Annotated in this window: 12 protein-coding genes and 1 riboswitch; of the genes, 7 read left to right on the forward strand and 5 right to left on the reverse strand. The window is 60.5% G+C overall.

Annotated features, from left to right (window positions below; genetic code table 11):
- Positions 1-247: 247 nt before the first annotated feature.
- The gene (locus QMM04_RS16605; protein ID WP_021507883.1) at positions 248-742 is read right to left on the reverse strand and encodes a GNAT family N-acetyltransferase; all 495 of its coding nucleotides are present in this window, start codon (positions 740-742) and stop codon (positions 248-250) included.
- A gap of 63 nt (positions 743-805) precedes the next feature.
- On the opposite strand from QMM04_RS16605, the gene QMM04_RS16610 reads away from it, so the two are divergent.
- Positions 806-2,638: an ABC transporter ATP-binding protein gene (locus QMM04_RS16610; RefSeq protein ID WP_104094191.1), complete on the forward strand. Its 1,833-nt coding sequence runs from the start codon at positions 806-808 to the stop codon at positions 2,636-2,638.
- Here QMM04_RS16610 and QMM04_RS16615 read toward each other — a convergent pair.
- Positions 2,635-3,759 (reverse strand): GNAT family N-acetyltransferase, encoded by a 1,125-nt coding sequence (locus QMM04_RS16615; protein ID WP_058775152.1) that lies wholly within the window; start codon positions 3,757-3,759, stop codon positions 2,635-2,637. The two genes, QMM04_RS16610 and QMM04_RS16615, sit on opposite strands and share 4 nt — an antisense overlap.
- 185 nt (positions 3,760-3,944) lie before the next feature.
- Between QMM04_RS16615 and QMM04_RS16620 the strand changes: the two genes are divergently transcribed.
- The 3 genes from QMM04_RS16620 to QMM04_RS16630 all read left to right on the forward strand — a co-directional run bounded on the left by QMM04_RS16620 (position 3,945) and on the right by QMM04_RS16630 (position 6,501).
- Entirely contained in the window at positions 3,945-4,844 is a 900-nt protein-coding gene (locus QMM04_RS16620; protein ID WP_058759361.1) for a LysR family transcriptional regulator, read from the forward strand.
- A 98-nt stretch (positions 4,845-4,942) separates the two neighbouring features.
- On the forward strand, positions 4,943-5,884 hold the full coding sequence (locus tag QMM04_RS16625) for a glutathione S-transferase family protein (RefSeq protein ID WP_058780231.1): 942 nt from the start codon (positions 4,943-4,945) through the stop codon (positions 5,882-5,884).
- Between the two features lie 11 nt (positions 5,885-5,895).
- Positions 5,896-6,501, forward strand: coding sequence for a prolyl oligopeptidase family serine peptidase (locus QMM04_RS16630; RefSeq protein ID WP_058759363.1), 606 nt, complete (start codon positions 5,896-5,898; stop codon positions 6,499-6,501).
- On the opposite strand, the gene QMM04_RS16635 is transcribed toward QMM04_RS16630, so the two are convergent.
- The gene (locus QMM04_RS16635; protein WP_058775150.1) at positions 6,498-7,295 is read right to left on the reverse strand and encodes a sugar phosphate isomerase/epimerase family protein; all 798 of its coding nucleotides are present in this window, start codon (positions 7,293-7,295) and stop codon (positions 6,498-6,500) included. The genes QMM04_RS16630 and QMM04_RS16635 overlap by 4 nt on opposite strands.
- A 106-nt stretch (positions 7,296-7,401) precedes the next feature.
- Positions 7,402-7,779, reverse strand: a complete 378-nt coding sequence (gene crcB / locus QMM04_RS16640) for a fluoride efflux transporter CrcB (RefSeq protein ID WP_021507890.1) — start codon at positions 7,777-7,779, stop codon at positions 7,402-7,404.
- A gap of 92 nt (positions 7,780-7,871) precedes the next feature.
- Positions 7,872-7,946: riboswitch (Fluoride riboswitch) on the reverse strand.
- 107 nt (positions 7,947-8,053) lie between these two features.
- On the opposite strand from crcB, the gene QMM04_RS16645 reads away from it, so the two are divergent.
- Positions 8,054-8,971 (forward strand): nucleoside hydrolase, encoded by a 918-nt coding sequence (locus tag QMM04_RS16645; RefSeq protein WP_282996565.1) that lies wholly within the window; start codon positions 8,054-8,056, stop codon positions 8,969-8,971.
- 14 nt (positions 8,972-8,985) lie between these two features.
- Here QMM04_RS16645 and QMM04_RS16650 read toward each other — a convergent pair whose 3' ends face one another.
- Positions 8,986-10,014 carry a zinc-binding alcohol dehydrogenase family protein gene (locus QMM04_RS16650; RefSeq protein WP_058775148.1) on the reverse strand — a complete coding sequence of 343 codons (1,029 nt, stop codon included), beginning with the start codon at positions 10,012-10,014 and terminating at the stop codon, positions 8,986-8,988.
- A 135-nt stretch (positions 10,015-10,149) separates the two neighbouring features.
- Here QMM04_RS16650 and QMM04_RS16655 point away from each other — a divergent pair, with 135 nt between their 5' ends.
- Both QMM04_RS16655 and QMM04_RS16660 read left to right on the forward strand, forming a co-directional pair.
- The gene (locus QMM04_RS16655; RefSeq protein ID WP_150059612.1) at positions 10,150-11,052 is read left to right on the forward strand and encodes a GntR family transcriptional regulator; all 903 of its coding nucleotides are present in this window, start codon (positions 10,150-10,152) and stop codon (positions 11,050-11,052) included.
- Positions 11,053-11,223: 171 nt separating this feature from the next.
- The gene (locus QMM04_RS16660; protein ID WP_058780236.1) at positions 11,224-12,576 is read left to right on the forward strand and encodes an MFS transporter; all 1,353 of its coding nucleotides are present in this window, start codon (positions 11,224-11,226) and stop codon (positions 12,574-12,576) included.
- Positions 12,577-12,713 lie beyond the last annotated feature (137 nt).

Raw genomic sequence — 12,713 nt, forward strand, 5'->3', positions numbered from 1 at the left:
GCGCATGAATGCGCACCCTACAGGTAGTCTGTGAAATTGCAGGGGCGCCATTTATAGCGACCTGGCTCCTGGTGCGCATGAATGCGCACCCTACAGATATTCTGCGAACACTTTAGGGGCGCCATTTATGGCAACCTGATTCCTGGTGCGCATGAATGCGCACCCTACAGGTAGTCTGTGAAATTGCAGGGGCGCCATTTATGGCGACCTGGTTACCGGGCGCCCCGGTTCCAGGCCGACGCAACCATCACTCGCGCAGTATCGCCATGACGATAATGTCGTGGTACTCGCCCTCGCGCAGGCAGGCTTTGCGCTTCACGCCTTCCTGCTCAAAGCCCAGGCGCTGATACAGACGCAGCGCGCGCTGATTGTCGTGAAACACTTCCAGCTCAACGCGGATCACGCCCAGCCAGTTAAAAGCATAGTCGATACCGGTGCGGATCAGCCGCTCGCCGATGCCACGACCGCTAAACGCCGGATCGACGCCAATACCAAAACTGATGCTGTGACGCGTACGCGGCCGCTGTTCGGTAAACAGCGTCAGCTCGCCCACCATCTGCCCGTCGATTTCCGCCACAAAGCCGATATAGCCTTCGCTGTCCATACGCTCGAATTTTTTCTGCCAGGTGGCGACGCTGGGAAACGGCAGCTGCGTGGTCCAGCGATACACCTCGGGATGACTGTATAAACGTTGATAGGCGGCGGCATCGCCCGGTTCGCGTCCGCGAATCTGCAAATCCATGTCGATAATCCCTGTTCAGTTGCACTAAGCTGTTAACTCTCACCGATCGGAAAGAGTGGCCTTATGTTGTATCGTCGTTTTGAACGTTTTATCAATATTTTTCAGGATGCCCCCACCGATTCCCCACCCGCCAGCGTGTGGCCGTTTTACCTCTATTATCTGCGTCAGGTGTGGCCAGGTTTTGTCGCGCTGCTGATTGTCGGGCTTGCGCAGGCGCTGATCGAAGTGGCGCTGTTTAGCTATCTCAGCCGTATTATCGATCTGGTCAATCACACCACGCCCGCAACGCTGTTCAGCGATAACTGGCCGATTCTGCTGTGGATGGCGGCGGTGGCGCTGATTCTGCGGCCGGTAGTAATCGCGCTGCACGATATGCTGGTGCATCAAAGCATTAACCCCAGCATGACCAGCATGATTCGCTGGCAGCATCATAACTATGTGCTGCGGCAGAGCCTCAATTTCTTCCAGAACGATTTTGCCGGCCGTATCGCCCAGCGCATCATGCAAACCGGTAACTCGCTGCGTGACTCGGCGGTCCAGCTGGTGGATGCCATCTGGCACGTGGTGATTTACGCCGTGACCTCACTGGTGCTGTTCGCGGAAGCTGACTGGCGCCTGATGATTCCGCTGATCGTCTGGATTGGGGCGTACAGCCTGTCGCTGCGCTTCTTTGTGCCGCGCGTTAAGCAGCGCTCGGTGGTGTCATCCGAGGCGCGCTCGAAGCTGATGGGCACCATCGTTGACGGTTATACCAACATCGCCACCCTGAAACTGTTTGCCCATAACGATCTGGAAAAACGCTATGCGCGCGACGCCATTCAGGAGCAGACCGACAAAACCCAGCACGCCAGCCGCATGGTGACCAGCATGGATATCACGCTGTCGACGCTCAATGGCCTGCTGATTGTCAGCACCTCCGGCCTCGCGCTGTGGCTGTGGAGCCAGTCGCTGATCAGCGTAGGCGCCATCGCGCTGGCCACCGGGCTGGTGATTCGCCTGGTGAACATGTCCGGCTGGATCATGTGGGTGGTGAACGGCATCTTCGAAAACATCGGCATGGTGCAGGATGGCCTGAACACCATTGCGCAACCGCTCAGCGTGCAGGATGCGCCGCAGGCGAAAAAGCTGCAGGTGACGCGCGGCCAGATCCGCTTTGAGGATGTGCGCTTTGACTACGGCGGCGGCCGCCAGGTGATTAACCGCCTGAATCTCAATATCAAGCCTGGCGAGAAAATCGGTCTGATTGGCCCGTCCGGCGCCGGTAAATCGACCCTCGTGAACCTGCTGCTGCGGCTGTATGACATCAACGGCGGGCGCATCCTGATTGATGATCAGGACATCGCGCAGGTCACACAGGCGAGCCTGCGCAGTCAGATTGGCATGATCACCCAGGATACGTCGCTGCTGCACCGCTCGATTCGCGAAAACCTGCTGTACGGTCGCCCGGATGCCAGCGAAGCCGAACTGCAGGCGGCGATTGTGCGCGCCCGCGCCGACGAGTTTATCCCGCTGCTCTCCGATCCGCAGGGCCGTACCGGGCTGGATGCGCACGTCGGCGAGCGCGGCGTCAAACTCTCTGGCGGCCAGCGCCAGCGCATTGCCATCGCCCGCGTGCTGCTGAAAGATGCGCCGGTTCTGATCATGGATGAAGCCACGTCGGCGCTCGACTCGGAAGTGGAAGCGGCGATTCAGGAGAGCCTGGAGACGCTGATGCAGGGCAAAACGGTGATCGCCATCGCCCATCGCCTGTCGACCATCGCGAAAATGGACCGGCTGGTGGTGCTGGAGAACGGCGGCATTGTTGAGATGGGTAACCATCGCGAACTGCTGGCGCACGGCGGGCTGTACGCGCGTCTGTGGCAGCATCAGACCGGCGGATTTGTCGGCGTCGATTAATCACCGCGCCGGTAAGGCAGGGCGTCGCGCGCTTCCTGAGCCCAGGCGCGCACCCCTGCCCGCTCCTGCTGCAGAAAATCCCCGACCGCATCACGCAGCCCCGGATGGCACAGATAGTGCCAGGAATGGGTGAGTTGCGGTTCAAAGCCGCGCACCAGCTTGTGCTCGCCCTGCGCACCGGCATCAAAGCGCTGCAGCCCTTCAGCGATGGCGAAATCCATGCCCTGGTAGAAACAGGTCTCGAAGTGCAGTCGGTCAAACTCCGCCAGACAGCCCCAGTAGCGGCCATACAGCGTGTCGTCATCCACCAGACAGAAGGCCATGGCGGCGGGCTGCTGCTGTAGCGTGGCGATCACCACGCGAATCGCCTGCGGCATCCGCTCCGCCAGCAGGCTGAAGAAGGAGCGCGTCAGATAGGGACGCTGGCCGCGCACCGCGTAGGTGTTGGCGTAGCAGGTATACACAAAATCCCACTGATCTTCACGCAGCTCATCGCCACGATACCAGTTAAACGCAAAGCCGCTGCTGGCCACCTGTTCGCGCTCTTTGCGCAGCTGCTTGCGTTTGCGCGACATCAGCGTGTCGAGAAAGTCGTGAAAATCGCGGTAGCCGCGATTGTGCCAGTGATACTGCACGCCGAGGCGCGCCAGCCAGTCCGGCTGGGTTGCCAGCAGCGCGTTGGCGTGCGGCGTAGTGAAGTTGATATGCGCCCCGCTTAAGCCGTGCCGCTGCAACGCATCGGGCAGCGCTTCCAGCATCGGGATGATGGCCGTCTCGTCGCCCAGCAGACGCGCACCGGTCACCGGGCTGAACGGAATGGCGCCGAGCCATTTGGGGTAATAGGCGATGCCGGCACGCTGGCAGGCATCGGCCCACGCGTGATCGAACACATATTCGCCCCAGGAATTGCGTTTACGGTAGCCCGGCAGCGCTGCCCGCAGCCTGCCGTCTTCGCGCCACAGCAGATGATCCGGCTGCCAGCCGTTTTCCGCGCGCACGCTGCCACTCTCTTCCAGCGCGAGCAGGAAGGCGTGACGCAAAAAAGGTTGATTGTCAGGTAACAGCGCATCCCATTCGGCAGCGGTGATCTCCGCCAGCGATGACAGGTGAAGCAAAGGCATTGGTGGCTCCCGGCCAGCTTAAGGCGAATGCCTAGTTCAGCAGGTTTTGCCGCCGTGCGAAAGGTGCGGCGCACTGAATGTAAAGCGGAGCGTTGCTCAATGCTGCGCACATTACTGTCGCGGCCCGTGCCACGATTTTTCACTTCGCCTGTGTATACTCACCCTTTTCCCTTGCAGGAAATGCCATGGATCGTCTTGATTGTGATCGCATGTTTGTCGCCGTACTCGAAGTCGGCAGCTTTGCCGGTGCCGCCGCCCGACTCGGCACCAGCAGCGGCCAGGCGTCAAAGCTGGTGTCGCGTCTGGAGCAGCAGCTTGGCGTGCAGCTGTTCAAGCGCAGCACACGGGCACTGTCGCCCACCGAGATCGGCCGCGCCTATTACGAGCGGGTGAAAACCCTGCTGGAGGCGTTCGACGCGCTGGATGCCACGGTGCAGGAAAATGCCCGCTCACCCACCGGCCGCCTGAAGATTAGCGCACCCGGCACCTTCGGCACCGCGGTGCTGGCCAGCGTGCTGGTGGCGTTCGCGCGTCACTATCCGCTGATTGAGCTGGACGTCAACTTCTCCGACCGCGCCGTGAATATCGTCGATGAAGGCTTCGATATGGCGATCCGCATCGGCAAGCTGGACGACAGCAGCCTGATTGCGCGCCGTCTGGGCGAGGTGCCAATTCGCCTCGCCGCCGCGCCCGGATATCTGCTGCAGCACGGCACGCCGCAGCACTGGCGCGACCTGGCGACGCATCAGTGCATCAGCGACACCAACTTTCGCGATCCGTGGCACTGGCCGTTCGTCACGCCGTGCGGCGACAGCGTCAGCATGCCGATTCGCGGCCGCCTGTGCTTCTCCAACACCGAAGCCTGCCTGCAGGCGGCGCTGGCCGGCCTCGGCATTGCGCGTCTGCCCGGTTTTATCGCTGCACCGGCGCTGCAGCGAGGCGAAATCGTCACGCTGCTGGAGGACTTTGCGCCGCCAGCCATGGGCCTGTTTGCCCTGTATCCGCCCGCGCGCCACCTGGCGCAGAAAACCCGCCTGCTGATCGACTTTCTGGCCGAGCACTTCCGCCTGCATCCGCCCGGCTGATTCCTTCCATTCTGGAAACAATCAAAGCCGTTTTGCCCGGATTATCAGCATAACGGCAGCAGGGTAAGCTGCTGACATCACTTCAGAGGAGCAGAGCGATGTTGGTAAACGGTAAGTGGAGCGCAGAGTGGCATCCGGTTCAGGCCACCGATAAACAGGGTGGCTTTGTACGCCAGACTTCCAGCTTTCGTCACTGGATTAGCGCCGATGGCAGCAGCGAATTTGCCGCCGAGCCGGATCGCTATCATCTGTACGTCGCGCTGATCTGCCCGTGGGCCTCGCGCACGCTCATTGCGCGCAGCCTGAAAGGGCTGGAGCAGATTGTCAGCGTGTCGGTGGTTGAGCCGCAGCTTGGCGCGCAGGGCTGGCGCTTCGGCGATTATCCCGGTGCCGATCGCGACCCGCTGAACAACGCTGAGTATCTCCACCAGCTGTATACCCGCGCCGACGCCGACTTTACCGGGCGCGCCACTGTGCCGGTGCTGTGGGATAAAAAAACCCAGACCATCGTTAACAATGAGTCGGCGGATATTCTGCGCATGTTCAACAGCGGCTTTGGCGATCTGGCAGATAACCGGCTCGATCTCTACCCTGAGGATCTGCGCCCGGAGATCGACGCGCTGAACGCAACGATCTATCCGCGTCTCAATAACGGCGTTTATCGTACCGGTTTCGCTACCACCCAGGTGAGCTATCAGCAGGCGTTTAATGAGGTGTTTGAGCAGCTGGATGAGCTGGAGCAACGGCTGAAAGATGGCCGCACTTTTCTGCTGGGTGAACGACTGACCGAAGCCGATATCCGCCTGTTCGTGACCCTGATACGCTTTGACGTCGCCTATCACGGCCTGTTCAAATGCAACCTGCGCCGCCTGCGCGATTACCCGCTGCTCGATCGTTATCTGAAGAGTGTGCTGGCGGTCTCCGGCGTGCGGCAAACGGTGAACATCGACCATATCAAACAGGGCTATTATTCGATTAAAGCACTGAATCCCAACGGCATCGTGCCAGCGGGACCGGATATGGCGGACTACGGTTTTTAAGGAGCAGGGCAATGGCAAAAGCGTTAGTGGTGTTTTTACATGGCGTCGGCAGTAATGGCGCGGATTTGGCGGTGCTGGGGCAACACTGGTCAGCGCTGCTGCCCGACGTGGCATTTGCCGCGCCCGATGCGCCCTTTCCCTTTGAGCACGCCATGGGCTATCAGTGGTTCAGCCTGACCGGCATCACGCCGGAAAACCGTCCGGCACGCGTACGGGCTGCGCGCGACGCCTTTGACGCCACGCTGCAGCAGCTGATGGCGCAGCACGCGATGGCCGGCGCATGGCAAAAGGTGATTCTGGTGGGATTCTCGCAGGGCTCTATCATGGCGCTGGATGCGCTGGCCTCCGGACGCTATCCGCTGGCTGGTGTGGTGGCCTTCTCCGGTCGCCTGGCCTTTGACGAGGCGCTCACGCCGCCGCCGCATGCCTCCGCGCTGCTGATTCACGGCAAAGCCGATGAGGTCATCCCGTTCAGCGAAACCGTCTCCGCCGCGCAGCGCCTGCAGAGCGCGGGCGTCGCGGTCACCGCACAGTATGAACCCACCACCGGTCACACCATTTCCAGCCACGGCGCGATGCAGGCAGCGGCCTACATCGCCCAGTGCCTGCAGGATTAAGGCCAGTAGCGCTGCAGCGCCTGCCACGCCTGACGCGCGGCCGCTTCCGGCGGCTGTGCTTTGAGGCGATCGTTAAACACTTCGATGCCCACCGGACCGCGATAGCCTGCGCTTTTCAGCTTATCGACAAAGCGTTCCACTTCAATGATGCCGTCGCCGGGCAGTAAGCGCTGATGGCGCGCATAGTCGCTCAGCGCCTGCTTTTCCTGCGGTGGCATCTGCGCCATATCGCACAGCTGCACTTCATAAATGCGGTCGGCCGGAATGCCGTCGAGCTGCGAGGCATCGCCACCGCGTGCGCAGATGTGGAACAGATCGACCACCAGCCCGATATTGGGCTGATCCAGCCGCTGCAAACGCTGCCACGCCAGCGGCAGCGTATTGTCGACGCTGCACCACGCCATCGGTTCATACATGATGCGCATGTTATAGCGCGCGGCTTCCGAGGCCAGCCAGCGCAGATCCTCATCAATGCGCTCCGCAACGCAGTCTTCGCGCGTGGTCGCCGGCGCCTGAATGGTATCGCAGCCCAGCGATTGCGCGACGCGAATGAAATCACGCAGTTCGGCGCGCTTTTGCAGCCGTTCGCTGTCCGGCGCGCCGGTAAAGTCACGCAGCACCTGCAGATTGGTAAAGCCCAGGTTCAGCTGCGCGGCCAGCGCCGCCGTGTGCTCAGTAACCTCTTCCCGCCACATTTCAACCTGATCGAACCCGGCGGCACGCGCCGCCTGCAGCTTATGCGCCGATTCACCGTTTAACAGCACCAGGTTAAGGAATTTCGGGTTTGCAGACATCAACAGCTCCTTAATCGTCCGGATAAAGCGGTGACAGAGGCTGTGCGCCACCCGCACAGCATCCTGCTCAGTATCCCCCTCTTATGGGTGATTTCAAGCGTGTCGTTTAGCCCAGCAGATTCACCACGGCGAAACCGGCAAAGGTCATCAGCAATGAACCGATGACATGCACCATCACGCTCGACATTGCCCACAGGTATTTTCCTGATTGTAGCAACACCACGATCTCGGCCGAGAAGGTCGAAAAGGTCGTCAGCCCGCCGCACAGGCCGGTGACGATCAGCAGTTTCCATACGGGATCGATGTGCGGATTGCGCACAAACCACGCCATCGCCGCGCCAATAATAAAGCCACCGACCAGATTAACGATCAGCGTACCTGGCGGCAGGTTGGGGAATAACGTATTGAAACGTAATGAGATAAGCCAGCGCAGCGTGCAACCGATGGCACCACCGATCATGACCGCGAACAGCGACTTCAACATAGTCTGGAGCTCCTGAATTGGGTTACGCGCAGGGCCGCGGCAGGACAGAAAAATACACCTGACACACCGCCGTCTCCCGCGCAGGGATAAGCAAGTTGTCAGGCGTCATCAGCCGTCTGTGACCAGAAGGCGGTTGGGTAAGGTGGCACGCCATCACCTCAGAGGCACGATAATACGCTGGCGCATCGGAGGTGACAATATTGACCTGCCGCCAGCGTATCGTCGGGAACAATTATGTTTTACCGTGGCAGACATCATCAGCGAGGAGATTCCGATGCGTACCCTGATTTTTGATACTGATATCGGCGTGGATGACGCCTTTGCGCTGGCGTATGCGGCGCGCACGCAGCAGCTGCTGGGCATCACCACGGTGTTTGGCAATGTCGCGGTTGGCCAGGCGGTAAAAAATGCCCGGCTGTTCTGTGCAAAGATGAACATCAGCGCGCCGGTGTATCGTGGCTGTGCGCGTCCGCTGGCGCTGACCCCTTCCGCACCGGCTACCCTGCACGGCGCAGACGGTCTCGGCGATGCCTTCGATAACCCGTACAGCGAGGCCGCCGACAGCGCGGTACAGTTCATCATCGACAGCGTACGCGCGCAGCCGCACGCGATTACCCTGGTGGCAATCGGGCCGCTGACCAACATCGCCTGCGCCATCAACCAGGCGCCAGACATTATTCCGCTGGTGAAAGAGCTGGTGATCATGGGCGGCGCGTTTGGCACCGACGGCCACGCTGGCAACGTGACGCCGTTCGCCGAGTTCAATATCTGGAAAGATCCGCATGCCGCCGATCAGGTGCTGGCCTCGGCGCTGCCGGTGGTGATGCTGCCGCTGGATGTGACGCACAAGGTGCTGATCAGCGGAGAGGAAGTGCGCCAGCTGAATCAGCCGGTGTTGAGTGCCATCTGCCGGCCTTATCTGGCTTACAGCCTGCAAAAAGAAGGATTTGATGGCATGGCGCTGCACGATACCCTGACGCTGTCGTGGCTGGCGCTGCCGCAGGCGTTCAGCGTGACAACAGCGCCGGTGCGCGTGGTGACCGAAGGCATCAGCCGCGGCCAGACGCTGCAGCGCGTGAGCACCCTCGCCTCGCGCGACGATCCATTCGCCGGCCTGCGCGCCCAGCGGTTGTGTCTGGGCGTCGACGCCGAGGCGGTACGGCAACATTTCTTTGCCACGCTGCGCGCCTGACACTCTCTCTAGCGCTAGCGGGCGAAATGGATGACGCCTTTGATCAGCTCAGGGTTGTTGATCACCCCGGGCTCAAAAGTCTCGGCCAGCGTCGAGAAGTCGTAATGGCGGTTGAGCATCATATCGGCCCGCAGCTGACCGCTGGCCATCAGGGCGCGCACTTTGTCGAAGTCTTCCCGCGTGGCGTTGCGGCTGCCCAGCAGCGTGGTCTCCTTTTTGTGAAACTCGGTGTCGGGGATCACCAGATCGCCTTTGTGCAGGCCAACAAACACGATGGTGCCGCCGTGACGAATCAGCTGCACGGCGCTGTTCATCGCCGCCGGACTGCCGGTGGCGTCAATCACTTTAGCGGCCAGCCGCCCGCCAAACTCTGCGCGCAGCGCGGCCGTAAAATCCGCCGCCAGCGGATCGATCGTCGCCAGCTGCAACTGCTGCGCAACGTGCGCGCGCCGCTGCGCGCTGGTATCGGCCACCACCACCTGCGCACCGGCTGCGGCGGCAATCGCCGCGACGCCCAGGCCAATCGGTCCGGCCCCGACCACCAGCACCTGCTCATCGGCTACCAGCGCCGCGCGTCGCACCGCATGGGCGCTGATGGCAAAGGGCTCGATCAGTGCCGCTGCTTCAGGCGCCACATCATCAACCGCCAGCAAATTAGTATCCGGCACGCTGAGAAACTCGCAAAAGCCCCCGTCCTGATGCACGCCAATCACTGAAATCTGTTCACAGCAGTTGGTTTTGCCGCTTAAGCAGGCGTCGCAACGCTGACAGGCCACGTAAGGAATCAGCGCCACGCGCTGCCCTGGCTGAAATCCCTGCGCCGCCGCGCCCAGCGCCACCACTTCACCGCACAGCTCATGGCCGAGCACGCGCGGATAGGAGAAAAACGGCTGATTGCCGGCCCAGGCGTGTATATCGGTGCCGCAAATGCCGGCGGCAATCGGTTTAATCAGGACTTCGTGCGCGGCAGGCGTCGGTACGCTGCGCTGCTGCCACACCATGCTGCGCGGTTCGGCGACCACCAGCGTTTTCATGTTCGTCATCGTTTCCTCCTGGGCTGTTCACGCAGTTATGGCGAAAATCGACCGCGGCGGGAGGTTGCGCTGTACGAAGTGTGAGTCAGCGCGATTTTTTTGGGCTTTGTGTGGTTTTTAATGCATAAAAAACCGGAGGGACGTATGAGCCGAAGCCAGAATCTGCGCCAGAATGTCATCAATCAAATGCTGGAAGCTATTGCCCGCCGCCATGTGCGCTCGCCGCTGCCTCCGCAGGCGGCGCTGGCCGAGATGTTTAATATCAGCCGCACCACGGTGCGACACACGCTGCAGCATCTGCATCAGCGCGGCGTGCTGGAAAAAGTGGCTGAGACCTACGTGATCGTGCGCGATCCCTGCGAGGAGGATGGGTTTAGCGTACTCAGCCCACCGATCGACCAACAGGCGGTGCACTTTGAGCAGGCGTTTTTTAACCTGATTAACCAGCGTTTGCTGATGCCAGGCGACAGTTTTACCGAGCTGCAGCTGGCGCAGCAGGTGCGGGTCAGCCCGGTGGTGGTGCGCGAGTTCCTGCTGCGCTTTATGCGCTATAACCTGCTGGAACCGGTTAAGCGCGGCCACTGGCGGATGAAGAAATTCGATCAGGAGTACGCCGAAAAGCTGTTTGAACTGCGCGAAATGCTGGAAACGCACGCGCTGACCCGCTTTCTTAATCTCGCCGCCGGTGATGAACGCTGGGTGCAGGCGCGCGATCTGCTGGATCGTCATCGCGCGCTGCGCGACACCATCGCCAGCAACTACCGCCAGTTTGCCGCGCTGGATAAAGAGATGCATACGCTGATTCTCTCCGCCGCCAACAACCCGTTTTTCAATCAGTCACTGGAAATTATCTCTGTGATTTTTCACTCGCATTATCAATGGGATGAAAGCGACCTGAAACAACGCAACATTGTCGCGCTGGAGGAGCATATGGCGATTCTTACCGCGCTCATCAGCCGCCAGGATGTGGACGCGCTGTGCGCGCTGCATGCGCATCTCAGAACCGCCAAACACTCGATGATCCGCTCTATCCGGCAGTACAATTAAAAACCGATTAAAAACCACAAAGCATAAGCGCCCGCACGAATCAGAAACATGTTTGCAACATCTCCCGCGGTTTACTTCTAGTCTCGAAGGCAGCCCCTTAGGGCAGCCCGTTTCGCTGCCGCAGGAACCCCAAGACTGATAACGATAAGTACCCGAACCTGGGAGGTTGCAATGGAAAATACATCAACGCGCGGCGGCACCACCGCGCCAGCACCCGAGCACGCCGGGCAGGATTATGTGCCGGCGCGCGCCGATGTGGTGCGCTCTCCGCGCATCCGTAAGATTCAAATCACCGCCATGCTGTTGCTGCTGTTCGCCGCCATCATCAACTACCTTGACCGCAGCTCGCTGTCGGTGGCCAACATGACCATCCGCGAGGAGCTGGGCTTATCGGCCACCGAGATTGGCGTGCTGCTGTCGGCGTTTTCGCTGGCCTACGGTTTAGCCCAGCTGCCGTGCGGCGCGCTGCTCGATCGCAAAGGCCCGCGCATTATGCTGGCCATCGGCATGTTCTTCTGGTCACTGTTTCAGGCGGCGGCCGGGCTGGTGCATAACTTCACGCAGTTTGTGCTGGTGCGCATCGGGCTGGGCATTGGCGAAGCGCCGATGAACCCGTGCGGCGTGAAGGTAATCAACGACTGGTTCAACATCAAAGATCGCGGTATGCCGATGGGGATGTTTAACGCGGCGTCGATGATTGGTCTGTCGGTGGCACCGCCGATTCTGGCGGCGATGATGCTGGTGATGGGCTGGCGCGGCATGTTTGTCACCATCGGCGTGCTGGGTATGTTTCTCGCCATTGGCTGGTATCTCACCTACCGCGACCGGGATAACAACAAGCTGAGCGGTGAAGAGATTCACTATCTGCAGGCGGGCAGCGTGGCATCACGCAAAGAGCCGCTGAGCTTTGCCGAGTGGCGCGGTTTGTTCAAGCAGCGCACCATGTGGGGCATGATGATTGGCTTCAGCGGCATCAACTATACCGCGTGGCTGTACATCGCCTGGCTGCCGGGCTATCTGCAGTCGACCTATCATCTGGATCTGAAAAGCACCGGCCTGCTGGCCGCCATTCCTTTCCTGTTCGGCGCGGCGGGCATGCTGCTCAACGGTTACGTGGTGGATTCACTGGTGCGTCGCGGTTTTGACGCGGTGAAAGTGCGTAAAGTATCGATTGTCAGCGGCATGCTGCTCTCCGCGGCCTTTACCACCTTTGTGACGCGCGCCACCGACACCACCAGCGCGGTGACGCTGATTGGTATGGCGCTGTTCTGCATTCACTTTGCCGGTACCTCATGCTGGGGCCTGATCCACGCTAACGTCACAGCGCGCATGACGGCATCAGTGGGCAGTATCCAGAACTTTGCCAGCTTCGTTTTCGCCTCTTTTGCGCCAGTAATTACCGGCTGGGTGCTGGATACCACCAAATCGTTCAGCCTCGCGCTGATGATATGTGCTGGCGTCACGGTGGTCGGCGCGCTGGCTTACCTGCTGCTGGTCAGAAAACCGATCACCGATGGGGTGTAACGCCAGGGTTTCTGCTTAATCCTCTTCTCCGGGTGCGCAGATTATGCGCACCCTTGCTTCATCCGCCCGCCACATGTATTCCAGCCGCCGCGTTATCCCCTGATTCTGCGCATGATCAGATAAATTAAACTGAATGA

This window comes from Pantoea sp. Pa-EAmG, from assembly GCF_030024295.1.
In the GTDB taxonomy this organism is placed as follows: domain Bacteria; phylum Pseudomonadota; class Gammaproteobacteria; order Enterobacterales; family Enterobacteriaceae; genus Pantoea; species Pantoea dispersa.